Origin of the sequence: Nostoc sp. PCC 7107, assembly GCF_000316625.1 — a bacterium.
GTDB lineage: Bacteria > Cyanobacteriota > Cyanobacteriia > Cyanobacteriales > Nostocaceae > Nostoc_B.
The window spans coordinates 5557844-5583834 of the sequence record NC_019676.1 but is presented as its reverse complement, the minus strand read 5'-3'; the positions used below and the strand labels follow the sequence as shown (position 1 = coordinate 5583834).

The 25991-nt window shown below is 40.8% G+C and carries 16 protein-coding genes, 1 pseudogene and 1 CRISPR repeat array; of the genes and pseudogenes, 4 read left to right on the top strand and 13 right to left on the bottom strand.

The features are described from left to right. Positions 1 to 445: 445 nt before the first annotated feature. The 4 genes from NOS7107_RS23780 to NOS7107_RS23765 all read right to left on the bottom strand — a co-directional run bounded on the left by NOS7107_RS23780 (position 446) and on the right by NOS7107_RS23765 (position 9617). On the bottom strand, positions 446 to 3214 hold the full coding sequence (locus NOS7107_RS23780; RefSeq protein ID WP_015115486.1) for a pitrilysin family protein: 2769 nt from the start codon (positions 3212 to 3214) through the stop codon (positions 446 to 448). A 256-nt stretch (positions 3215 to 3470) separates the two neighbouring features. Continuing rightward, entirely contained in the window at positions 3471 to 4451 is a 981-nt protein-coding gene (locus NOS7107_RS23775) for a magnesium transporter CorA family protein (RefSeq protein ID WP_015115485.1), read from the bottom strand. 285 nt (positions 4452 to 4736) lie between these two features. Beyond that, entirely contained in the window at positions 4737 to 7742 is a 3006-nt protein-coding gene (locus NOS7107_RS23770; RefSeq protein WP_015115484.1) for a UPF0182 family protein, read from the bottom strand. A gap of 198 nt (positions 7743 to 7940) precedes the next feature. Further along, on the bottom strand, positions 7941 to 9617 hold the full coding sequence (locus tag NOS7107_RS23765; RefSeq protein WP_253274479.1) for a pentapeptide repeat-containing protein: 1677 nt from the start codon (positions 9615 to 9617) through the stop codon (positions 7941 to 7943). Positions 9618 to 10254: 637 nt separating this feature from the next. Here NOS7107_RS23765 and sbcD point away from each other — a divergent pair. Next, positions 10255 to 11505 carry an exonuclease subunit SbcD gene (gene sbcD, locus NOS7107_RS23760; RefSeq protein ID WP_015115482.1) on the top strand — a complete coding sequence of 417 codons (1251 nt, stop codon included), beginning with the start codon at positions 10255 to 10257 and terminating at the stop codon, positions 11503 to 11505. 198 nt (positions 11506 to 11703) lie between these two features. Here the strand turns inward: sbcD and leuS are convergent, their stop codons facing one another. After that, the gene (gene leuS, locus NOS7107_RS23755; protein ID WP_015115481.1) at positions 11704 to 14358 is read right to left on the bottom strand and encodes a leucine--tRNA ligase; all 2655 of its coding nucleotides are present in this window, start codon (positions 14356 to 14358) and stop codon (positions 11704 to 11706) included. Positions 14359 to 14816: 458 nt separating this feature from the next. Here leuS and NOS7107_RS27270 point away from each other — a divergent pair. After that, positions 14817 to 15161: pseudogene (locus NOS7107_RS27270) on the top strand (Spx/MgsR family RNA polymerase-binding regulatory protein); the annotation flags it as partial. Next, a CRISPR array of direct repeats spans positions 15162 to 17510; the repeat unit is 37 nt; unit sequence GTTTCAATCCCTAATAGGGATTAGTTGATGTTTAAAC. It lies immediately after the preceding pseudogene. A 242-nt stretch (positions 17511 to 17752) separates the two neighbouring features. Here NOS7107_RS27270 and NOS7107_RS23750 read toward each other — a convergent pair. Together NOS7107_RS23750 and NOS7107_RS23745 are read right to left on the bottom strand one after the other, a co-directional pair. Continuing rightward, a complete protein-coding gene (locus tag NOS7107_RS23750; protein WP_015115479.1) occupies positions 17753 to 18535 on the bottom strand; it encodes an RDD family protein in 783 nt (260 codons plus the stop codon). Positions 18536 to 18555: 20 nt separating this feature from the next. Continuing rightward, entirely contained in the window at positions 18556 to 19410 is an 855-nt protein-coding gene (locus tag NOS7107_RS23745; protein WP_015115478.1) for a hypothetical protein, read from the bottom strand. A 171-nt stretch (positions 19411 to 19581) separates the two neighbouring features. Here NOS7107_RS23745 and NOS7107_RS23740 point away from each other — a divergent pair, with 171 nt between their 5' ends. Next, positions 19582 to 20535, top strand: coding sequence for a stage II sporulation protein M (locus NOS7107_RS23740; RefSeq protein ID WP_015115477.1), 954 nt, complete (start codon positions 19582 to 19584; stop codon positions 20533 to 20535). Positions 20536 to 20570: 35 nt separating this feature from the next. Here the strand turns inward: NOS7107_RS23740 and NOS7107_RS23735 are convergent, their stop codons facing one another. The 4 genes from NOS7107_RS23735 to NOS7107_RS23725 all read right to left on the bottom strand — a co-directional run bounded on the left by NOS7107_RS23735 (position 20571) and on the right by NOS7107_RS23725 (position 22303). Next, positions 20571 to 21017, bottom strand: coding sequence for a DUF1269 domain-containing protein (locus NOS7107_RS23735; protein ID WP_015115476.1), 447 nt, complete (start codon positions 21015 to 21017; stop codon positions 20571 to 20573). A gap of 50 nt (positions 21018 to 21067) precedes the next feature. Further along, on the bottom strand, positions 21068 to 21157 hold the full coding sequence (locus NOS7107_RS29880; RefSeq protein WP_367580505.1) for a hypothetical protein: 90 nt from the start codon (positions 21155 to 21157) through the stop codon (positions 21068 to 21070). Between the two features lie 117 nt (positions 21158 to 21274). Next, positions 21275 to 21436: a hypothetical protein gene (locus NOS7107_RS29535; protein ID WP_253274478.1), complete on the bottom strand. Its 162-nt coding sequence runs from the start codon at positions 21434 to 21436 to the stop codon at positions 21275 to 21277. Positions 21437 to 21472: 36 nt separating this feature from the next. Further along, positions 21473 to 22303, bottom strand: a complete 831-nt coding sequence (locus NOS7107_RS23725) for a dienelactone hydrolase family protein (protein WP_015115475.1) — start codon at positions 22301 to 22303, stop codon at positions 21473 to 21475. Positions 22304 to 22690: 387 nt separating this feature from the next. Between NOS7107_RS23725 and NOS7107_RS23720 the strand changes: the two genes are divergently transcribed. Continuing rightward, positions 22691 to 23209, top strand: a complete 519-nt coding sequence (locus tag NOS7107_RS23720; protein ID WP_015115474.1) for a DUF6174 domain-containing protein — start codon at positions 22691 to 22693, stop codon at positions 23207 to 23209. 54 nt (positions 23210 to 23263) lie between these two features. Here NOS7107_RS23720 and NOS7107_RS23715 read toward each other — a convergent pair whose 3' ends face one another. Both NOS7107_RS23715 and NOS7107_RS23710 read right to left on the bottom strand, forming a co-directional pair. Beyond that, on the bottom strand, positions 23264 to 24502 hold the full coding sequence (locus tag NOS7107_RS23715; RefSeq protein ID WP_015115473.1) for a tetratricopeptide repeat protein: 1239 nt from the start codon (positions 24500 to 24502) through the stop codon (positions 23264 to 23266). A 151-nt stretch (positions 24503 to 24653) separates the two neighbouring features. After that, positions 24654 to 25973 carry a DUF58 domain-containing protein gene (locus tag NOS7107_RS23710; protein WP_015115472.1) on the bottom strand — a complete coding sequence of 440 codons (1320 nt, stop codon included), beginning with the start codon at positions 25971 to 25973 and terminating at the stop codon, positions 24654 to 24656. Positions 25974 to 25991 lie beyond the last annotated feature (18 nt).

The following is a 25991-nucleotide window of genomic DNA, read 5'->3' as shown; positions in this document are numbered from 1 at the left end:
ATCAGACAATAAGCAAGATTTGGGGGAGAATCCCCCAAGCCCCCGATTGGGGGACGCAACCGTCACCCAAACCCCCTGCAAAATAATTCTTTCGTTTTTGGTTGAGTAATTATTTGTTGGTTTTGTTGTGATTTATTTTTCTTATCTGAACCGTATTGATTTATAGTTTTTTCAAAGGTAAGGGCGAATAGCTGTAACCTTTGAGAAGGTAAAGCCTACGCCCCTACTGAGATTTTTATTCTACATACAACAGTCAAATCACAGATGAAGACATTCTAGACTAGTACAGGTTGGCGTAAATAAACAGACTATTTGGAATTGCTAAAAGGCTTGTGGTCTCACTATTATTTCTTTTTCCTTTTGACTCCTTCAGAGTTCGCCACTTGCTTCAAGTCGGGAAACCCGCCCAACGCAGTGGCTCACTTTTTACTTTTGCCTTATTTTACTAGTTTTCCTTAGATGCAGTATCGCCAGGGCCAGCCGTGACAATCACCACATTTTCTGGTTGAATTAAGTCTTTGATCACTTGTTGAATTTGAGTCATATTGACAGCTTGAATGCGTCGGGGGAATTCGCGGATTTCTGCGGGAGAAAGTCCCAAAATAGCATTATTTAAAATGATGCTGGCAACTTCACTGGGATTTGCTAATTCTACTGGGTAGCTGTTAGCAATGGAACGTTTAGCAGTATTTAATTCTGCTTCAGTAATGCCTTGTTCGCGTAATTGCTTGAGTAAAGCGAGGGTACTGGCGATCGCTTTTTGGGCATCTGTAGGTGCAGTTTGCATTTCAATTAAGAATGGGCCAGGATTAATCCCAGCAGCAAAACCACTGTAAATACCATAAGTCAAACCGAGGCGATCGCGTACTTCTGTACCCAAACGGCTAGATAAAGTATCACCACCTAAAATTTGATTCAACACCAAAGCTGCATAGAAACGTGGGTCTTTGCGAGAAATTCCGTTGTAGCCAATGTAAGTTACAGCCTCAGCTTTACCGGGAATTACTTTATTCACACGGGTGGAAGTTTTTGGGAGTGAGACTTTGGGTAAATTCAACGCAGGTGGTTTACCTTCAGCTTGCCATTTAGTAAACGCTTGATTCAACAAATCTTTTACCTTCACCGGGTCAAAATCACCTACTAAAGCCAGTGTGGTTGTATCTGGACGGTAATGTTGACGATAGAAACTCAACAAATCATCACGAGTGATATTTTTTAAACTGGTTTCTGTCGAAAAACTGTGGAAAGGATGATTTTCTGGGTAAATTGCTTGTTGGAATACGCGCCTTGCTAAAGTACTGGGGTCATCTAACTGTACTTGCAAACCTGTTAACGCCCGTTGACGACTTAGTTCTAATTGGTCAGCGGGAAAGTTAGCATTCTGCAACACATCTGCCAAAGTTTGAATTAAGATGGGCAAGTTTGCCGAAAGTCCTTCACCGCCAATGCTGACACCTTCGCGGCTGGCGCTAAACTCTAAACTGGCTCCCCTATCTTCTAAAGTTTGAGCTAAAGTCAAAGCATTTTTAGTTTGGGTTCCATTCATTAAGTTTTCTGCGGTGAGAATGGCGAGTCCAGCTTTTTGATTACCATCAAACTCAGTTCCCGCATCAATTTGACCACTAATGTTAATTGTGGGAAGACTGCGGTCAGGTAACAGTAAGACTCGCAAACCATTGGCTAAAGACAACTGCTGTGGTAGAGGTTGTTGATTAGACACTGTATATGAAGTAGCCGGAGGTAAATATTTAGCGAGTTCGGCTGGGTCTACAGGTTTACCAGGACTAAAGTTTTCCACAGTCCGACCAGAACCACTACTAGAAGTTCCGGCTTGACCATCTGGTTGAGTTGGTTCAAAAAAGCCGATGGTTTGTTTGGCTGGAACAAGGTAAGTTTTTGCTACCCGTTGCACATCCTCTGGTGTAACTTTGGCGATCGCCCCTAAATAGCGTTCAATATATTTATAATCTCCTGCTACAGTTTGGTTATACCCCAACTGACTAGCTTGGCTGCTGATATCTTGATTACCTAACACAAAGGAAGCTTGCAATAACGTCTTCGCGCGGTTTAACTCTTCTACACTCACTCCCTGTTGTTGTAATTTTGATAGCGATGTTTGCAGAACTTGGGCAATTTTCTCTAGCTTTTGACCGGGGGCGGCTGTCGCATCAATTTCATACCATCCCGGTTCAATTAATTCCGCCGCACTTCCACCCACAGAACTCGCCAGACCAGATTCTACCAAAGCTTGATAAAGTCTAGAACTGCGTCCCCCTGTGAGAATTGCATCCATCACATCAATTGCAGGTACATCAGGGTGCTTGATATCTGGTAAGGGATACACAACATGCAGCAAAGCTGCACTTCCCGGTTCTTTTAAAACTATGGGAGAAGAGGATTTGGGTTTTTGACTAACGGCTCTTTCTTGACTATTGATTTTTGACTTTTGATTTTTCGTCAACTTGCCAAAACTTTCTTTCACCGCCTTGAGTACAGGTTCTGTGGCAAAATCCCCTGTAATTACCAAAGTGGCATTGTCAGGACTGTAGTAAGTTTGATAATAATTCCGCACCTGCTCGACAGTAAATTTTTCCACATCGGCTTTCGTTCCACCTACCGATAGACCATAAGCTCGATTGGGAAAAGCCGCCTGCATTACAGCCCGATTTAAACGGTAGCTTGGTGAATTTTCATACCCTTGCAACTCAGAAATCACTACGCGCTTTTCACTGGTGAGTTGCTCAGTGCCAATCAAAGCATTTTTCATCCGGTCTGCTTCTAAAATTAGCAGTGCTTGGAGTTTATCTCGTTGGACTGTACCAAAGTAAGCTGTTTCGTCGTAACTAGTAAAAGCATTAAACTGACTACCCAATGCACTAAACAAACGCCCAAACTGTACTGGGCGTTCTTTTGTACCTTTGAACATCAAATGTTCTAGTTGATGAGAAATACCACTTTCACCTTTGCCTTCGTTACGTGAACCAACTTTGTACCATACTTGCACACTCACCACTGGGGCAGTATGGACTTCTTTAGTTAACACTGTTAAACCGTTGTCTAATACAGTTTTTTTAACTCCTTGGGTAAAAGATAGTCCTGAGACAGGTGTAACGGCGACTGGTGTTACCGCATTGATCACGTTACCCGAAAAAGGGATAAAACTCAGAAGAAAACTCAGTAAAAATGCTAAAAACATCTTTGAGCGTCGCTGCATAAGCAAATTAAAATGGGAATTTGTAATTCTTAAAGGCGATTCTAGCGAATCATTCGGTCAGTTGCTTTAAACTTCGATTTTTCATCTATTCAGTCGCATAGAGGAGGAATAGGGGCAAAATTAGGCGATCGCTTACTATAAGTAGGTCGATGTTAAAAATTGTCGTTATGACAAGGCAGGAGGCAGAAGGGAAGAGCTTTTTCGATAACTTTACTTTTCGTTACACACTTCTGTTTATTTGCACAGTTCTACTTACTTACAACCAACGTTGTTGTTTAGCAAAGGCAATACTGCTAAAAACAATTAGTAATATCACGCTAATTACAACTGGATATGCCCAAGGTTGTTCTAACTCTGGCATATATTTAAAGTTCATTCCATAAAAACCAGTAATGAAGGTGATGGGTAAGAATACAGTGGAAAGAATTGTTAATCGATTAATGCGTTCACTGGTTTTACTAGCAATGTTATCGCGTTGAATTTCCATTAATTCTGACATCCAAGCTCGTAAAGCTTGGTATTCTTGCCAGAGATGATCAATTTGATAAACTAATTCTTGATTGAATAATGTTTTGACTGGCAGAGTAATCCATAGAAAATCTTCATAATTCATCATTGCTAGAAGTGACTTGAGATTTTGAAAATTTCGCCGTCCTGAGCGAGTAGATTGCCTCATAGCGGCAATTTTATGATAGGTTGTTTCATCACCAGAATTAGCTAACACTTCATCTTCTAAATCATCAAGTTGCCGAGAAATATGATCAAATACACTATGATAATTATTTAAAATATCTTTAAAAATCAAATATAAAATATAGTCTACTCCCCAGCTTTGAATATCTATGTTTTGCTTTTGGATATTATTGAGTAATATAGTTAAAACTTTGATTTCTGTAATTTCAAAAGTAATAATAAAGTTGCGACCTAAGACAATACTGCCTCGCACTATCTGAAACTCTCGATTTTTTAGTTGATGAGTGAGGATTTCATAGCCATCAAATAGACAATCTTCCATGTCTTCATCAATTCCTGTGAGGGAATGGTTAAATATCATGTCGATGCGAGATGGATCAAGTTGAAAGTGGTGAATAATTTTAGCAATTCCGGTGCGATCGCGGAAGTGAATGCAGCGTAACCAGATATTTTGAGAACCATCAATCTTTTTAAGGATCGGATCAACATCTTTACTAGAGAATAACTCTAGGTGATTCTGAGAAAATGTCAACAGAGTTAGCATATAGCATTCCTAATTCAGTTGTAATAATGACTCACAAAACAACTCTATTACCCCTAGTGGCAACAGAATTTTGCTTTTATAGCGGTAGTCAGATATGTGAGGACAATTTGAAAGCTTGAAAGCCAGGAATAATAAGACTTTTCCTACTGTCTACTGCCTTTTGCTATAAGTGAGCATCACAACGACTCATATTTTCCATAAATATCATGAATTCGTTGATGGCGCATGGTAGATATTTAACAATTGAATTGAATTGAATTAAATTGAAATTTATCACTGACTAGGCTAGGTTCCCTCATCAAAGGGACGGACAATAGCAGGTTCTGGTGTGACTTCTGGTTGAAAGATGGCTTGTAGTGCTTGTTCTAGGGTTTGCGCCATGACAATGCGGTTTTCGTAAGCGACAACTACCCTTACTAAGGTTGGTAAACTATTCTGGGTGGCTTCTAAATATATTGGCTCAACATACAATAATGATTCCTCGATGGGAATGACTAACAAATTTCCTTGAATTGCTCTTGAGCCTTGACGATTCCATAAAGAAATTTGCTGAGAAATAACTGGATCTTGGTTAATGCGTGCTTCAATTTGTTCTGTCCCGTAGATGAGGCGCTGTTTAGGAAAGATATATAACAACAACTTACCGTAGTTATCACCATCTGATCGCGCCGCTAACCAAGCAACTAAATTTGTTCGCTGTCTGGGAGTGTAAGGTAAAAGTAAGATAAATTCTTCAAAGGGAACAGTAGGTAAGCTAGTGATTAAATAATAAGCCTCGACTGGACGAGCTTTATCACCATAAATTTCGTTGGGAATTTGCCATTGGTCTTCGCGGTTGTAAAATACTTGGGGGTCTGTCATGTGATAAGTCATCAACCGTTCCGCTTGAATTTGAAAAAAGTCTGCTGGATAGCGGATATGATTACGGATGGTGGCGGGCATGGCACTGAGGGGTTTAAACATCTTAGGAAAGATGTTTGCCCAGGTTCTAATTATGGGATCTTTAAGGTCAGCAATGTAAAAATTAATAGTGCCGTTGTAAGCATCAATAACTATTTTGACGGAGTTGCGGATATAGTTAATACCTTCATTATTTGGGTCAGAATAAGGATAGCGATCGCTAGTTGTATAGGCATCGACTATCCAATATAGATAATTTTCTGTCCCAGGGAACCCAGAACCAATACGAGGATCAGCGGCGACTAAGTAGGGGTCACTATCAAATTTGAGAAAAGGGGCAATCGCCCGAATTCGTTGATTGATATTCCGCCGAAATAATACTTTTGTCTCTGGTAAAAAGTCCCGTGTGAAGAGCATTTGCCAATCTTTCAAATATATGGCAAATAACCAGCGTCGCCATGCACTACCAATCGAAACGCCACCGATACCATCATAAATGTTGTAAGCGTTATCGCTACCACTGGGATAATCTAATTCTCTAACTCTAGTGCCAGTCATCACATAGGTGTTAGTAATTTCACCGTAATAAATCCGAGGTAAACCAATGGGAATGCTATCTCGAATAGCGTTACTAGAAGTAGTGAGAGCGCCATTCGCAGTACCAGCAATATCCTTAACAAAATATTCTGGTAATCCCCCTGGTGCGACTGTATTCACCGGACTGAGGGTAAATCCATATCCATGTGTATAAATTAGATGTTGGTTTACCCATGTCTGCGCCTGTTGAGGTACAGCACTATAGTCTAATTCCCGCGCTGCAATTAAGACTTGTCGCCGTTCTGTTAATTCCGTTGGTTCTTGGGTTGGTACTATTGGTGTTTCTGGAGCAGATGGTCGCTGCGAAATTGCTGTATTTTCTAGAGTATACCGATCAATATCCGCATCGGGAAAGCGATAGTAAGGACGAATTTGTTGCAGTTGACGATTAGTTTCTAAGAGTGGACGCTGATCCCAAAGGCGAATGTTGCGTATTGTTAAGTCGTTTGCTTTGATATCAGCTTCAGTTAAGGTTCCTTCGGGGTTAAAGGTTCTTGCGTCAATTGCTTCTAAATCAAATGCTTGGCGAGTTAAAGCAATAGTCCGTTTAATATATGGTTCTTCTCGCTGTAATTCGTTTGGCTGTACAACTAAATACTGTACCACTGTCGGGACAACAACCCCAGCCGTGACAGCTACCAGCAGATAAACCCCCAACCCGTAAAATACCCAGTGACGATAGGGAGACTTGTTTCGCCAAACAACGGTGCGCCCCAACAGGTAAAATGCGATCGCCACTGCTAAAACACACAATACTGTGTAAGCTGGTAACTGTGTTTGCACATCGGTGTAGCTGGCTCCGTAACTCACACCTTGTCGGGAATAAACTAGTTCGTAACGACTCAGCCAATAACTCAAGGCGACAACTAGCATTAACAAGCCACCCATCCCATACAAATGACGCTGCTGTGGCGATGAAAATCCAGGGAAAATGCCCTGACTTAAACTGTCTGCGGAAAGAAGATAGGTAAGGCTAACGGCGACAAACCCAAATAAAAACAAACCCATTAACCAAAGTTCCATCAATTCCCAAACAGGTAGGGAAAAGATATAGAAACTGATATCTCGATTAAATAAAGGCTCGGAATAGTTAAAAGCAGTAGGATGCAAATATTGCAGGATTTTTGCCCAGTTGTGGTAAAGTATCCAACCAAACAAAACACTAAATACACCAGCGATCGCCGTTAATAACCAGCGAGGATAAATTACAATAGCGATCGCAATTCCTACAACTATGCCAACATACAAAACCTGAGCAGTAATTTGCCTACTCAATTGCCAAATTGTCTCTAGCCGAAACAGAGAAATCACAGGTAAACTAGTCTGGTTCACAGAAGACTGCCAATAAGCCAAGGCAATTTGACTGTAGTGAGTCAGCATTAACCCTATCAACAAGCTGAATATGACAACTATTGGTAGTAACCAGCGTAATTTAATTGGCAATATACCTGTATAAGTTATCTGACTGTTATCATATTTTGCATACTGCGGACTCAGCAGGTTTTTGAGTTCTGCACTCAGTCCAGCTTCTTCACGCTTGACTTGGGCAATTTTCAATGATGAGGGGTATTTTAGCAGCTGTGCTAACTCTAAATTTCCCCATAAGTAAATAGCACTAAAAGCTGCAACAAATAATACTAAACTAAACTTAGTTACTACCCTTAACAAGAATACTTGCAGATAGCTAACTTCTTGAAACCACAAAATTTCTGCTCCTAGACGGGAGGCTACATCCAAAAATAGCCACATTCCCAGGAGTATTACGAACAGTCTCAAGCACCATTTCCAAAGCATTTTGTGGCAGCCAAATTTATGTTCTCAATATTTCTATAATCTCAATATATGGAAATCTCAGCATCTCTCCCAAATGAGAAATGCGGGAAAACTCTGTGAACTCTGCGCGACGGACACTTTGCTCAAGTCGGTAGAGCCGCCCACGCAAGTGTCCGCCTCTGTAGTTTTTTGTCTCACGCAGAGAGGATGGGGAGTTTTTTACAATCCGGTGGCTATTTGCTGTACTCGTTCTACACTGGGATTATCTTGTTTTTGCGAGTAGAGTTTCATTGCTTGTTCAAAGGCGAGTTTAGCTTCTGGTTTCTTTTTCAAAGCTAATAAAGCATTACCCTTATTTTCATAAGCTGCGGCATAATTGGGATCTCGTTGAATAATGCGATCGCAATCTTTGATTGCATCCTCATATTTTTTGCGATTAAACCGGGCGACACTGCGTTGATAATAAGCTTCGATATAGTTTTCATCAATCTCAATGGCGCGGTCAAAATCTTTAGTAGCATCTTTATGTTGGCTAATAGCTGAACGGGCGAGGCCGCGATTTAAATATGCCCAAGCCCAACCACTCGAATTATCAATGGCTTTATCATAATCTTGAATGGCACTTTGATAATCTTGCAGGGCAGAACGCGCTAAACCGCGGTTATTGTAGGCTGCGGCAAATTTAGGATTGATTCTAATGGCTTGGGAAGCTTCGGTAATTACGGCTGCATAATCTTTTTGCATCCGGCGAATTGTGGCGCGTCCGTTATAAGCTTCGGCGTTGTTGGAGTCGAGGCGAATTGCTTGGTCAAAATCAGTTAAGGCGCTGGGATAATCATTCTGCTCGATGCGAGTGAGGCCGCGGTTGCTGTATGCTTTGCCATAGTTAGGGTCAATTTCAATAGCTTTGTTATAATCAGCGATCGCAGCTTGATAATTTTTTAATTTACTCTGAGCAAAACCTCGACTGGTATAAGTTTGAGCATCTCTAGAATTTAATTCTATCGCTTTGTTGTAATAGGCGATCGCGTTGGGATATCTCCCTTTGCTGCTGAGTGTATTTCCCCAACGGCTGTAATCTCCAGCATCAGCGCGAATATTATTAGGTAAGCTATCAATATCAAGATTTGCACCTCTTAAATCTGCATTGTCTAAGTTGGCGCTATTTAGCTTACTCCCAATCAAGTCTGCACCTTGCAAATTCGCATTGTAGAGGTTAGCATTTTGCAAGTCAGCATTGTTCAGTCGGGCATTGCTCAAGTCAGCATTTTGTAAGTTCGCATAACTGAGATTGGCGTTTTTCAGTTCTACACCCCTCAAGTTATAACCGTTCAAGTTCACCCGACTCAGATTAACTCCATTCAGTGACACGCCACGAAAGTTAAAATTTCTTAAATCTGCATTACTTAAATCAACACCATTGAGATTTACTCCTTGGAGGTTGACATTATCAAATCGCACACCCCGCATGTTAGCATCAGTCAAATTTGCACCATTCAGGTTAGCGCCACTTAAATCAGCATTCGTTAAATCAGCACGAGTTAAATTAGCATTTCGCAAATCTGCGCCACTCAAGTTAGTGCTACTCAAGTCTGCATCACTTAAGTTTGCACTTACCAAATCAGCCCGAAAGGCGTTAGCGCGAGACAGTTTAGCCTTACTTAAATTAATATTACGCAAATTAGCGCCACTCAAATCGGCATTACTTAAATTTGCACCACTCAAATTTGAGTCAGATAAATCAGTCCGCAGAAAGTTTTTCCAACTAAAATCTGCCCCACTTAAGTCACATTTCGGACATTTGTTTGTGTCTATTAGCTGTTTGAGATGTTCTGGTTTGCTTGCATAAACCGGAATTGTCATTAACAGTGGAGTCAAAATAGTCAGAGTGATCAAAAACTGCTTTAGATTTTTTGATTTAGTAGTCTCAGTAAATTTTCTTAGCATCCGTAAATCATCCTCAAGCTGCTGATAACCTTTACAAGCTCAAAATCTAATATTACGGATAAACTCAGCCCCATCTTTGTTCCTGACTACCACTTTGCGCTACTCTGCGCTTAAATTTCCATCCTCAGATAACAAAATGTAAAAACCCTGCTCATAATTGAACAGGGATATGTAAAGTTTATTTATTAAAATTCTCAGCATTTAACCTAGAACATATTCATAATCGTAATCACACTTACACTGGTTAATATAACCAAAACGCCCATGAGTATAGATACACCTACTTGGCTAGGTTTAGAAGTGTTCATTTGTGTAAATTTCCTTAATTGTTATGCTTTGTTTAAGAATAACAATCCCCGTATAAATATCTAAGAAAGTTAGGTAAAACTTAAAATAGCGCAATGCTTCTTAGTAAATACTATTGTAAGTGCTGACATATCAGTAGAAAAAATCGCAGAAACAGCCCAAGCTAGTTTTTCTGGTTGTAAAATTACTGTTGACAGCGATCGCAAATAACACTCAACAGTTAACAAAAAACTATGTTGTGTAATTAAGTCTCATTTTTAACCATTAACGATTAATTTTTATGATTAAAATCCTCCATCTCTCCGACATCCACATGGGAAGCGGTTTCTCCCACGGTAGAATCAATCCAGCTACAGGGTTAAACACGCGGTTGGAGGATTTTGTCAATACCTTATCGCTGTGTATCGATCGCGCTTTGACAGATACAGTGGATTTGGTAATATTTGGTGGTGATGCTTTTCCTGATGCGACACCACCGCCATATATCCAAGAAGCTTTCGCCTGTCAGTTTCGCCGCCTTGTGAATGCAAATATCCCCACAGTCTTATTAGTCGGAAATCATGATCAACATTCCCAAGGTTTGGGCGGCGCAAGCTTAAATATTTACCGGACTTTGGGTGTACCGGGGTTTGTGGTTGGTGATACGTTGACAACTCACTCCATTCAAACCCGCAACGGAAAAGTCCAAGTTATTACTCTCCCTTGGTTAACTCGTTCGACATTAATGACGCGCCAAGAAACAGAAGGTGTGTCTTTAGCGGAAGTCAACCAATTATTAACAGATAGGTTACAAGTTGTGATTGAAGGCGAAATTCGTCGCCTTGACCCAGATGCACCAACTATATTATTAGCGCATTTAATGGCGGATAATGCAACTTTAGGCGCAGAACGCTTGCTGGCGGTAGGTAAGGGTTTTACTTTGCCGTTATCTTTGCTGACGCGACCTTGTTTTGATTATGTCGCCTTGGGACACGTACACAAACACCAGAATTTAAATAAACATAACAACCCACCAGTGATTTATCCGGGGAGTATTGAACGGGTAGATTTTAGCGAAGAAAAAGAAGATAAAGGCTATGTGATGGTTGAATTGGAGAAGGGAAATACCACTTGGGAATTTTGTCCCTTACCAGTTCGCAGTTTTCGCACTATTGAAGTAGATATATCCAAAGCCGAAGATCCCCAGGGCGCAATTTTGAAAGCGATCGCCAAATATGATATTCAAGATGCAGTAGTGCGATTAATTTACAAACTGCGTTCCGAACAGTTAGATGTGATTGAAAATGCTGTCTTACATACTGCCTTAAAAGCAGCCCACACCTACACCATTCAACCAGAACTACTCAGTCAGTTAGCCCGTCCCCGCGTTCCCGAATTGAGTGCGAGTAGTAGTATTGACCCAATGGAAGCATTGAAAACCTACTTAAATAATCGTGAAGACCTTAAAGAAATTGCTGCAACTATGCTAGAAGCAGCGGAAAAATTGTTATCTGATGATGTAGAAATTTGGTTAGAAGGTGCTGCTGATTGAGAAAGGAGTAGAGATAGCAATTAAATTCGGGCGTTGCATCAATGCAGGATGAAATCATAATAAAACTCTTGCCCTTTATGTCTTTGCGCGGCAGTCGCGTCTCCGATTAGGAGAAGCAACTGCCGTTGATTTAAGAGGATCTACAAATCTCAAATACAACACCAAAAAGTTTTCAGATATCGTCTGATTCTGTTGTCTTTAAACAACAACAAAATTTACCAACTTACCAGGCACTACAATTACCTTTTTAATCTCCTTCCCTTCCAAGTGACGTTGCACAACTTCTGATTCACGGGCGTATTTTTCTAATTCAGCTTTATCAGCTTGCGCCGGAACTTGAATATCAGCCCGCTTTTTGCCGTTAATTTGAATTACCAAAGTAATTTCATCAGCGATTAAAGCAGCCGCATCAAACGCTGGCCAAGTTTGGGTATGCACTGAATTTTTATTACCCAATAAATGCCACAATTCATCAGCAATATGTGGCGCAAAAGGAGCCAGTAAAGCCACTAAACTTTGAATTCCTTCGGCATAAATTGGCGAATTTTTACAGTCGCTATCAGTTAAAGAATTACTCAACTTCATCAATTCCGAAATAGCGGTATTGAATTGATATTCATCTTCTAAATCTTCGGTGACTGATTTAATGGCTGTGTGAATTGCCCGGCGTAATTCTTTTTCTGGTTTACTTAAATCAGCGAGTTGAGCTTGTTTCCGAGATACCCCAGCCGCGGCATAATCTGTTACCAACCGCCACACGCGATTTAAAAAGCGGAATTGTCCTTCCACATCGGCTTCATCCCATTCCAAATCTTTTTCTGGTGGCGCTTTAAATAAAATGAACATCCGCGCTGTATCAATACCATATTTAGAAATTACATCTTCTGGCGCGACACCATTACCTTTAGATTTGGACATAGTAGCGTACAGGCGTTGTAATGGTTCCCCTGTTTGGGGGTCGCGGGGGTCAGCGGGGTTAACCAAATGAGAGGGAACCCATTTATCTTTGCCGCCCTTGTTGGGATTCATATAAGTTAAACCTTGTACCATTCCTTGAGTTAACAACCGGGCAAAAGGTTCATCAAAATTCAACAAGCCGCGATCGCGCAATACTTTAGTAAAGAACCGTGAATATAATAAGTGCAGAATTGCGTGTTCAATTCCACCTACATACTGGTCTATCGGCATCCAGTCGTTAGTTTTGCTGGGGTCAAATACCTGTTGTTCATTCTTTGCATCGGTAAACCGCAAGAAATACCACGAAGAATCAATGAAAGTATCCATCGTGTCGGTTTCTCGCTTGGCTGGAGTACCGCAAGTTGGACAAGGCACATTTACCCAACTTTCTAACTGTGTCAACGGTGAACCACCTCGTCCAGTAAATTCCACTTCTTCAGGTAACTGTACTGGCAAATCCTTGTCTGGGACTGGTACAATTCCGCAATTCGGACAGTGAATTACTGGAATGGGTGCGCCCCAATAACGCTGTCGAGAAATCAACCAATCTCGCAGGCGATATTGAATGCGTTCTTTACCAAAACCTTGTTCTTGGGCATATTGGACAATTGCAGCTTTCGCTTCAACTGAATTCATCCCCGTAAACTGCCCAGAATTAATTAAAACTCCTGGCTCAGTGTATGCTTCGTGATATTCAATTTGTATGAGTTGAGTCACTTCCTCATTTTCGGATGCGGGAGTTAAATCAAATCCGTCCACATCTTCTGGTGCCGCAATCACAACATCAATCGGTAAATCATAAGCTTTAGCAAACTTAAAGTCGCGCACATCATGGGCTGGGACACCCATCACCGCCCCAGTACCGTACTCATACAATACATAGTCAGCAATTAAGATTTGCACTTCATCCCCGGTGAAGGGGTTAATGGCTTTACCACCCGTAGGAACACCTCGCTTTGGTTTGTCTTCGGCGGTGCGTTCTAACTCGCTTTGATGAGAAACTTCAGTAATAAAAGCTTCAACTGCGGCTTGTTGGTCTTTGGTAGTGACGCGCTTGGTTAAGGGATGTTCTGGGGCTAAAACTACATAGCTGACACCAAAAACAGTATCAGGGCGAGTGGTGTACACGCCGATTTTTTCATCCATCCCCACAATCGGAAATTCTAAATAAGCACCGACAGATTTACCAATCCAGTTAGCCTGCATTAACTTGACACGTTCCGGCCAACCTGTCAATTTATCCAAGTCATTGAGTAATTCTTCGGCGTAGTCGGTAATTTTGAAAAACCATTGGCGTAATAATTTGCGCTCGACTAATGCTCCGCTGCGCCAAGAACGTCCATCGATAACTTGTTCGTTGGCTAATACGGTTTGGTCGATAGGATCCCAGTTTACCGCCGCTTCTCTTTGGTAAGCTAACCCGGCTTGTAAAAACTGCAAGAAAATCCATTGAGTCCACTTGTAATAATCTGGTGAACAGGTAGCAACTTCGCTTTCCCAGTCGATAGATAAACCCAGACGCTGTAACTGCTGGCGCATTTGGGCAATATTTTGATAAGTCCACTTGGCGGGGGGAACTCCACGGTCGATGGCCGCGTTTTCTGCGGGTAAGCCAAAAGCATCCCAACCCATTGGGTGCAAGACTCGATAACCTTGCATTCGCTTGAGACGAGCAATCACATCTGTAATAGTATAATTACGGACGTGACCCATGTGTAAGCTCCCCGATGGATAGGGAAACATGGATAAAGCGTAGAATTTCGGCTTATTGTTTTCTGTAAGGGTATTGTCTAAACCCAGTTCTGCCCAGCTTTTTTGCCATTTTTCTTCAATAGCAGCGGGAGAATATTTATTTAACGCAATATCATTACTTTTAGCTTTTAAATTCTCAGTCATGCTCAGTCTAATACTCAAATGTGTAATTTTCAGTGTTTGAGAGGGAGTTTTTTTTGAGCAAAATTCTAGATTGAGAGTCTATGCTCAAAAAATTCTCATTCTTTATTATCCCTTTGTCTCTGTTTTATCTAGCTCAGAGTTAGGGAAGAAATCAGTGCGATCGCAGCATAATTGATTTTAGTAGATAGATCGCCCGCCGCAGATACTCAATCAGTAAAAACGACTTAAAAAAGGTGGCAAGTGTGTTGTGTAGCTTTACCACCCCCACGGGGAAGCAAGCTACGCGTAGTGTCTCTGGTTAAGAGAGGCAATCGGTATGGACATATCAGGCTTTGATGGCGGTAAGCTAGTTAAGGGACGCAAATGCTCGTAATGAAATAAAATCGTAGTCTTTGCGTAAGTCCTGTTGATCATGGTCTCTTAATGTTATATCTGGAATCTGTTGCTCAACTTCTTTTATGTCTCTTCAAATCTACGGCATTCCTAACTGTGGTACTTGTAAAAAAGCTCTAACTTGGCTGCAAAACAACCAAATTGACTATGAGTTTATCAATACTAAAGATCATCCACCTACCCGTGAGCAAATTGAAAATTGGGTAAAATCCTTGGGTTATCTTCCTATGCGAAATACCTCTGGGCAATCTTACCGCGCTTTAGGAGAAGAAAAAAAGACTTGGACTGAGCAACAATGGATTGACGCATTTGCACTTGATGTTATGCTGCTCAAACGTCCGCTTTTTGTTAAAGATGGAACAGCCGTTTTTATTGGTTTTAAAGATGAGGCATTAGTTCGAGAAAAATTATTTTGAATTCCTGATAGGGATTCGTTGAAATTGCAATTTGAGAAGGTAAAGAATCAACCGAAATTGCTACACCATCGTTTCAATCCCTAATAGGGATTAGTTGATGTTTAAACCAACAACGGCTACAGCGTGGGAAATGTGACGATGGCCTTTTAGGTTTCAATCCCTAATAGGGATTAGTTGATGTTTAAACTTTAAAATAGTGCCACGGGGTACGGGAATTTTTGTTTCAATCCCTAATAGGGATTAGTTGATGTTTAAACCCCTAGAGTGCGGATGTATACTTGAGCGATTGGTTTCAATCCCTAATAGGGATTAGTTGATGTTTAAACCTTCATCATGTTATTCAGCTTCACAGAAATGGTTAAGTTTCAATCCCTAATAGGGATTAGTTGATGTTTAAACGTTTTGGGGGTAGGGGGATTGGGGGCGACTGCGGGGGTTTAAAGTTTCAATCCCTAATAGGGATTAGTTGATGTTTAAACCCGTGATTTCTTATGGAGTAGCAACCTTCTGTCCTGGATTTATCCAGGTTTCAATCCCTAATAGGGATTAGTTGATGTTTAAACGAAACTACTAATAAGTGGGAACCCAAAATAACTTATTAGTTTCAATCCCTAATAGGGATTAGTTGATGTTTAAACATTAATCAAAAGATTAATGGCAGAAACTTTAAAGGGTTTCAATCCCTAATAGGGATTAGTTGATGTTTAAACTAAATCAGCCTCAGCCAGTCGCCGCCTTTTTAACCCTGCTTCGTTTCAATCCCTAATAGGGATTAGTTGATGTTTAAACAGTAGTTCCTCTACTTTCGCTTTTAGTGTGTCGCCGTTTCAATCCCTAATAGGGATTAGTTGATGTTTAAACGTTCGGCTAGTTCAGTGACAACACCTTTGTAGACGTATCCTCTGTTTCAATCCCTAATAGGGATTAGTTGATGTTTAAACCAAATCATTCAATACATAAATGCCGAGGCGATCGCATCAGTTTCAATCCCTAATAGGGATTAGTTGATGTTTAAACTTCACAAAATATAGACTGCTTTTGATGAGGGAATTCAGTTTCAATCCCTAATAGGGATTAGTTGATGTTTAAACCTCAGAGTATGGCAAAGAGCCTGTAAACTTGCTGTTTCAATCCCTAATAGGGATTAGTTGATGTTTAAACAACGCCCTTATATGGAAATCGAACAATGGAATGGGTTTCAATCCCTAATAGGGATTAGTTGATGTTTAAACAGCAATAGGTACCTGTGAAGGCTTTAGGCGAGCGTTTCAATCCCTAATAGGGATTAGTTGATGTTTAAACATATCAGTTACGACACACAATGATAAGTTATCACGCTGTTTCAATCCCTAATAGGGATTAGTTGATGTTTAAACCAAGAAAGAGCTTATTAAATACATAGAAGAAGTGACATTTGTTTCAATCCCTAATAGGGATTAGTTGATGTTTAAACTTTAAACATCTCTAGTGCTGACGTAACAGTATTAGCAAGTTTCAATCCCTAATAGGGATTAGTTGATGTTTAAACCTCATAAATTAAAATGCGGTTCGTAGCGGTGTAGTCATCAGTTTCAATCCCTAATAGGGATTAGTTGATGTTTAAACAAACTGGATCAAAAGCCATACAAGCCCAGTCTGGAATGTTTCAATCCCTAATAGGGATTAGTTGATGTTTAAACCGCCTTTTTGCTTTCTGTATCCAGTGTAGTCCTAAGGTTTCAATCCCTAATAGGGATTAGTTGATGTTTAAACGCTGGGCATTACTGAAAATACTATATCAATTACGCCACAGACGTTTCAATCCCTAATAGGGATTAGTTGATGTTTAAACTATCATAGTACTTGCTGAAGGGTACACTAACTCCTAAATAGTTTCAATCCCTAATAGGGATTAGTTGATGTTTAAACAATTCTGGCGCGTAGAACCGCGATGGCTTCGCCGTTTCAATCCCTAATAGGGATTAGTTGATGTTTAAACTACCGGGCAACGCTACGGCAAGGGCAAGGACTTACTAGAACGTTTCAATCCCTAATAGGGATTAGTTGATGTTTAAACACACTGGGTAGAAAAGTACACCGTAACTAGATATGGTTTCAATCCCTAATAGGGATTAGTTGATGTTTAAACCTTTACGTTAAATATGCGATAAGTAAAACTATTTACGGTTTCAATCCCTAATAGGGATTAGTTGATGTTTAAACGGTACAGATGGGCGTAATGGTGTAGCGGGTCGTGTTTCAATCCCTAATAGGGATTAGTTGATGTTTAAACGCATCTGAGCAGTTTTCACATAATCCATTTATGCGTTTCAATCCCTAATAGGGATTAGTTGATGTTTAAACTGCGGGAGGCAGAAAAGCTTACTGTATGTAGTTTTCAAGGTTCGATTTCGCGGATGGGTTGATCCTAACACAAGTAAAAGTCAGTTGATTGAACGAAAATAGCTGAAATGTATACTGCGTAAGGTGCGCGGATGGTTTTAATTAAATTTTTCTGCAAAAGCTTGTACTAAAAGGAATACAGCGATTTTGCTTCAAGCTCGATTTTCTACACCTACCCATCCGCGCCGCCAGCAGAGAAAATACTAAAATTCTTTGTGTTGATAAGCTAAGTAAATAGCCTCTAGAAATACATCAGGGGGAACTTCTGGCAATTGCGCTAAATTAATAATAGCTGCAACTTGTTGAGTTAACTTAGAAGCAAGAGCAACTCGTGATTTAGCTGCCATTGCGCCGCGTCGCTGCAAATATTCCCGAATTATGGCAAAGTCATCTGGTAGTAGTTGAGATAAATCGGCAATGCTGAGTAACTCTGTATAAAGCGACTTAGCTTGTTCAGAAATTGTGAAAGTCGCTGAAGCGATCGCTCTTTCTGCCTCAATCACAATTGTACCAGCGGCCCAATCACCCAACCGCTTTTCCCGGCGACTAAACATAATAAAAAAAGCGCCGAGAAATAAAAATTCGTCTAAGGGGCGCAATAAGGCGCGTAAAGTTGCCTGGGCTAACCCAACAGGTCTACCATCATCTCGCACAACGCGAATTTTAGCAAAGCGTTTTCCTGGGGTTTGTCCTTGCCAAATAGTTTCAAAAAATACAAAATAACCAACGTAAATTCCGAACAGAAGTAAAAAAGTAATGGCGATTAACCAAAGTCCGACTTGCGAACCAACAGTATCTTGATCCTGCAAAATATCTGCTAACTGACCAGATATAGAAATCCAGGTATAGATACACACTAATAAAATTACAGCCAATACGAAATAGTCAATTAGTAAAGCCCAAGCACGGCTTCCTATTCCAGCGAGGGTAAATTCTAGTTCGACACTTTCGGGGGTGCGGAATTTAACGCGGTTAAAAAACTGCATAATAATATTTGTACTAGTCTTTAAATTTCATGGTCGCGTAACTGCAAGCCTAACCCTTCACGGCGACTGCGAAGATCGTAATAAATCACAGCTTTGACTGTTTGCCAAAACGGTACAATTGCAGCACTACCAGCAAAACTTAAAGCCAGAATTAACACAGAATAAACTACGGTAAAAAATCTAGCCTCTCTTAAAATCAAGGGGCTAAAAACCAACTGAATAATTCCCAAAACAATTTGAACGGCTATTTGAATTGGTATTGTAATCAAAAAAGTCACAAAGGAAATAAACAGAATCCGCCAAACATAACCTTGGGTTAACTCCCAACTGCGGCTAATGGTTGATGTCGCATCAATATTTTCCTCGATAGCTAAGGGTACATCTACTAAATAAAACCGCGTTAACAGCCACAAAACTCCGATAAAAGCCGCAATAGTGATAATAATAGCGATCGCAATCAATAAAAGATAGCTGGCAGGATTTCCTTGTTGACCAACTCCCCCAACCAATGCGGCTGATAAAACACCAAACAGGGCGAATAAAATCACCACACCCACAATAATCCCTATACCTACCAGAAACATTAACAGCATCATCAGCAAAAATTGCCACTTCCGAGAATTGACAAAGCGCTCACCTGATGAGACGCTTTCAGGCTGATTAACTAATTCACCAAAAGCCAAACGCGAAATCAGCGAAATGAGAGCGTAACATTTTGCCCATCCATATATAGGTATGAATACCCATATATATGCTCTCAATGCCAGTAAAAAATAATCCTTAAGATGAGAACGATACAGGCGGATTCCTGCACTAACAACATTCCCCACGCTGAGTGGTTGTATGGGAGTGGGAGAACCAAGGTTTCCAGACATGATGCCAAATTTCCCTGAAAGTACAGTTGTGAATTTGTGGCTATCTTAAGGTAGGTTATAGCAATTCGTAATTCGTAATTCGTAATTCGTAATTAAGAAATGTAGAATTTATCGAGGTTTTGGGCTGTATCTCTGACTTAATTTGAGAAAATTAACATCTTCCTATAATGTATGAACATTCAACGTTGGATTGCCCGCCGAGAACCAAATTGGCAGCGTTTAGATACCTTATTAAAGCAAGTAGAAAAAAAGGGGCTGAAATCAGTACGCGCCCAGGAAATTAGAGAATTAGCCAGTTTATATCGTTCCGTGGCGGCTGATTTAGCACGCGCCCGTACACAACAAATTGGTCAAACTTTAATTCAAAGTTTGCAAAATTTAACAACTCGTGGTTACACGCAGATTTACCAAGGTTCGCGCCGACAAGAATGGCGGGCGGCGGCGGAATTTTACCGTTGGGGTTTACCATCAGTTGTACAGCAAACATTCCCCTACATTGCTTTGGCTACAGGTTTGTTTTTGCTGGGGGCATTGGTGGCTTGGTGGTATGCTTGGCAAGACCCAACATTTATGTCCCTTGTAGTACCACAACACTTAATTTCTCAGGTACGAGATGAGCATAAATTATGGATGGGATCGATTGTGGGGATTGAACCTTTAGCATCCAGCAGCATCATGATTAATAATCTTTCCGTGTCTTTTGGTGCGGTTGCTGGTGGAATATCTGCGGGAGCATACACAACTTATTTAATGGTATTCAATGGTTTATTAATTGGTGCGGTTGGTACTTTAGTCGGTCAAAATAATTTGGCTTATCCTTTTTGGGCTTTTGTGTTTCCTCACGGTGCTTTGGAATTACCCGCTATTTTTTTTGCTGGTGGTGCAGGTTTATTGTTAGCCAGAGCAATTTTGTTTCCTGGTAAATATCGCCGTGGTGATGCGTTAAAGTTTTATGGTTCCCAAGCTGCACAATTAGTTTTTGGCATTGTGCCAATGTTGATAATTGCTGGTACGATTGAAGGATTTTTTTCGCCTAATCCAAATGTACCAGACCCTATTAAATATCTTGTGGGACTAGGATTATTTGTGTTTTTGGTGTTGTATTGTAACCGCAAACGTCGTTAATTAATTTCATCTCTAGTCGTTCACAGTAGAACTAGTTAGATTTTTTGAGGATTTTTCTTTAAATCCTCAATTTGCTCTTTAGATAGAGTTGTTCTAATTAACTTGCCTTCAAATCTATAAAATTCGGCAATTATTTTTTCGGGATCAGCATAATTAATCAAAATAAATATAGCCGATGAATTAGGCGTTAAAGCTGCTTCAACTTCGGTTAAGAAACTACTTTCAAATACACTTTCTTTAATGGTAAGAAAGCGATGAAAAAAAGTTGCGCTAATGATACCACCCCAAAGTTCATTACTCAGATCACCAGGTTTGACTAAATCATGACAGGGTTTAACCCTTATCTTACTCTGTGCATTTTTTGTGATTACAACCGCATCTTCTAAATCAGCTAAATGCTCTTGTTCTAGTTTCAGTAGTTCTAGCAGCATTTCATCTGCTTTATATTTATCATTAAAGCTGATTACCACTAACTCACTCATAGCATTTCTATTATGATTTTTTATACTTCTTAGCTGTATCCACTTTTACCCTATAAACTGCTTGTTGTTAAGATGTCTAGGATACAAAAACAGCAATATTTATGATGGCAATAGAGTAGATGCGGCTGATAACTGCCGATTTCGCTGGACTAAAATGTTTCTACCCAAGGCCGTAATTCTGCTTCCCATGTCCAAGCACTGCGGGGTTGAAGGAGAATGTTGAGGTAGGTTTGGGCGATGTCTACGACAGGCTACGCCTACGCATCAGGATCTAGTAAACTATCAGGTTTATCGATGGTTTCTTGTCGTATGTCTGAACGAATCCCACCATTAATAATAAAGTGCGCCAGATGAATATTCTGTGGCGCTAGTTCCCGCGCGATGCTTTGAACTAAACCCCGCAAAGCAAATTTCCCCATTGCAAAGGGCGCAGAACACGGATAACCTTATTGTGATTAAACCCCATGTTGCTTAAACCATGCTTGAAGTTTCTTCCAGCCTTCTTTAGCTTCTTGCTCACGATAGGATGGGCGATAATCTGCAAAAAAGGCGTGGGGTGCATCTGGATAAACGATAATTTGAGATTTGCTGCTACTGGATTTGAGTCCATCGCGCATTTGTTCTACTGTATTTAGAGGTATGCCTGTATCTTTACCGCCGTATAGTCCCAAGACAGGTACTTTTAATGTGGAAGCAATATCAACGGGATGTTTGGGTGTCAGTTCACTAGCATTACCTACAAGTCTGCCATACCAGGCTACACCTGCTTTGACTTGGGGATTATGTGCAGCATATAGCCATGTTATCCGACCACCCCAACAAAAGCCTGTAATTCCAACTCTCTTGGTATTTCCCTTGGCAGATTTTACTGCCCAGTTGACTGTTGCATCTAGGTCTGATAGTACCTGTGCGTCAGGGACTTTCGCTACTACCTGACGGATTTCGTCTATGTTACTTAATTTTGACACATCACCTTGACGCACAAATAATTCTGGTGCGATCGCTAAATACCCCAATTTGGCAAAGCGACGACAAATATCTTGAATATGCTCATGGACACCAAAAATTTCTTGAATCACCAAAACTACGGGAAAATTGCTTCCAGTCGCAGGTACGGCTCTATAAGCTGGGATTTCACCATCTTTAACCGGAATTTTCACCGCTCCAGCCGTTAAGCCCTTGGTATTGGTGGTAATGACTTTGGCAAATACAGGCTGTACTGCTAAAACAAAGCCTGTAGTCAGGGTGGCTGTGGCGATAAATTGGCGACGTGATATTTCTTTCATCATCTTTATATCTGGTTGTGGTCTGATGTTTTAGGATGGGAAATGACTTGAACTTCATCGGTTTGCGAGATATTAGTTTCATAACATACAGTTTGTCCTTTGATTTACGCAATTTTAGAAAAATGAATTCTTAAAAAAGTTCTTTGGAAATAGATAAGCAGTGTTTATTAAAGGAAAAATACATGATTTATACTACTTTAGAAAAAAATGAAGATATAGATCAATACTTTGAAAACAACCTCTTAAAGAAGTCGGGAAGATTGTAATTCACTAATGATATTAATTAAATTTATGTAACCTAGTTAACTTGACAAGTGAATTAGTAAAGCATAAATTTTAGGTGTTTTGTAAAGCAATGTAACCGCAAATACACTTGGAGATTACCTCATGCTAAACAATATAAATATTTCGTGGAGACAACTGCGCTGGCCTGTGGTGATTAGTGCAGCATTATTAATGCCTTTAAGTTTAAATACACCAGCAATATCCCAATCTACAGTAGAGACAGCACAAAGATCAGCAGCTAACAATTTACAACAATTAAGATTTAACCGCCGTTTGTGGAATCAGCAAAACATCCGCAATTATCGCTATACACTCAGCAATAGTTGTTTCTGTGTGCCGGAAGCCAGAGGGCCTGTAATAATTACTGTTAAAAATGGGATAACAACATCTATCACCACAACTACAGGTGTGCCAGTTAGTAACCCAGAATTTTTTGAAAGATATAAAACAATTCCCAAATTATTTAATGTGATTGCCGATGCGATCGCCCGTCGAGCAGATAATATTGATGTGCAGTACAAGAATCAGCTTGGTTATCCTCGGCAAATTAGCATCGACTACAGCTTCCAACAAGCTGACGAGGAATTGTACTTGACAATTGAGAATTTCCAAGCACTTTAACCAGGTAGTTTGATGAGAATATATTAGAAGCGATCGCTAACTTTCACTGCCAATTTATAAATGCTTTTTTTGCATTTCCATTAACAGATAGTTGTTGAACTCGTAATAGCCTCTCACTGATGCAGAGTAAGCATTGCGTAGTTCTGCATTAGTGATCTTGGCGCTTAAATCTTCAATTATTTCAATAGCTGCTTGAATATGTGTTTGGGCTGGTTGTAAATTACCCCGTCTGTATTCTAGGGAAGCCATGTTAGAGAGGGTGAGGATTTCTCCTTTTCTGTCCCCCACTGCACGGCGTATAAGTAGAGCTTGATTGAAGTATTTGAGGGCTTCTTCCTGTTCTCCTAGAGCCTTGTGGATACCGCCAATATTGTGGAGGATAGTGGCTTCCCTTCTTTTCTCGCCTACTGCACGGAGTATGGGTAAAGCTTGAGCGAAATATTTGAGGGCTGCTTGCGGTTCTCCCAATGAGGCGTAGACAAAGCCAATATCATTGAGGGTACGGGCTTCAATTCTTCTGTCTTCCACTGCAAGGCCTATGGATAAAGCTTGGTTGAGGTATTTAATTGCTGCTTGCTTTTCTCCTAATGAGGCGTAGACTAAGCTAATATTTTTCAGGGTGCTGGCTTCTTGTTCCCTGTCCCCGACTGCACGAAGTATTGGTAAAGCTTGGTTATAGTATTTGAGAGCTTCTTGCGGTTCTCCTGATGATTTGTAGACAACACCAAGATAGTTGAGAGTAAGGGCTGCTATTTTTTTGTCCCCCACTGCACGGCTAATAAGTAAAGCTTGGTTGAAGTATTTGAGTGCTTCTTCCCTTTCTCCTAATGAGAGGTAGACTTTGCCAATATTGTTGAGGGTGGTGGCTTCCCCTGCTCTATCCTTTATTGCACGGAGTATAGGTAAAGCTTGGTTGTAATAATTGAGTACTTCTTGTGTTTCTCCTAAGTCGTCGTAGACTAAGCCAATGTGATTGAGGGTTTCGGCTTCCCGGCTTTGCTCATCAAGTGTTTGCCAAAGCTTCAAAGCTGCTTGGTATTTCCCAATTGCTTGTCGGAGTGATTCTGCTGTCCCTTGTTGATAAAACTGCCTTCCCTCTTGAAACAGGCGCTCCGCAGCAGCGCGAGTGGTATCTTGTTGAGTGGTTTGCTGTCCTATCTGCAACCCTCGGTTTTTCGGTGTCGCCGCCACAGCATCAGCAAGCATTACCGCACTCAGCAATAAAGTTAAACTGTAGCGGGTAAACTTTGCGAGAAACCACCAGCAAATTCCCTGATTATTTGCACTCCCCATGATTTTTCAGTCTCAATCAGTAGTTATTGGTTAGGCTTGCATCTACGTAATTAATACAATTGGATTTGGATTTTATCCATTGTGTAATCTCCTCTGCTTCTATGTCTACAACAATGATTGGAAGTCTACGCTGATTTAAAATGAGTAGTATTCATAACTGATTCCGCGCTTTAAGTTGCAGATATCGTTCCACTAGCTGATCAGTAATTTGATTTGCTGGTGCATCGAGTACTAAGACGCCTTTTTGTTTTAATTGAGCAAAGGCTACTTGGCGTTGTGCTAATAAATCTAAAGCAACAGCACGACTGTAAGCGGCTGTAACTTCTTGAGTAAATGTATGCGCTAGATGATCAACTTGGGAATCTCGCAGGGTGACACAGAATGGTAAATAACGGGGTGCTAACCGGGAAAGTGCGGCTAATAATTCCGTAGAGGCGGTGACATCAACTAAATCGGTGATTAGTACCACTAAGGCGCGGCGAGTTTGCCTTTGTACTACATTGGTCACAGCCCCTAAATAATCAGATTCGAGTAAAACTGGTTGAATGGGGGTGAGATAATCAATTAGCTTACCGAGATGGGATTGACCGCGTTCTGGAGAAACCCATGTGTGCATTTGACGGTCAAATACACCCACCCCGACGCGATCGCCCCGATGTAATGCGGCTAATGCTAATGATAAAGTAGCATTCAAACCCCAATCAAATCGCTGTAAGCCCTGGACTTGTGCTGTCATCAATCGACCGCGATCTAATAAAATCATCAAGGTTTGTTCTTGTTCTGGTTCCAAAACCCTCACCAAAGGCGGTGTATTACCAGTATTTCTCCGGGCGGTGGCTTTCCAATCAATAAAGCGTAAATCATCACCAGTGTGGTAGTTTCGCAGTTCTGCAAATTCTGTACCGATACCCATCCGGCGAGATTGGCGGATAGAACCTGATGATTGTAGGGTGAGGCGGATGGAGAGCGATCGCAACCCAATCAAATCAGGATAAACTTTGACTGAAACACTTTGCGGTATTTGCCAATTATGCCAAGCTAACCCCCAACTTCCCAACTGTCGCACTTGAATATTTCCCCAAGGAAATTCGCCGCGTTGTCTAGGGTGGACAGTGTAAGTTAATTCTTGGGTAGTGTTAGCGGGAATAGTGGCGGTGAGTGTCGGGGTAGATACGCCAAATTCTGGGGGATAGTAATCACGAATTTGAATAATTGCGTCAGTTTTTGCTGCTGTTACCGTCAACATGACCGGATTATCTCGCCCAATCGATAAGCGTTGTGGTAATTCGCGCTTTATTTGCACTCGCAAAGGACGGACTCGCAATCCATCTACAATCATCAATAGCAGAATAATCACATCAAATAATAACGTGATAGCGATACTAACGGGAATGGTGAGGAATAGGGAGAGGATAGGTGCGATCGCAACTCCCGATATCAAGAATAAATAAAGTCGTTGAGAAGGAATCATTTTTTATTTAGTTTTTTT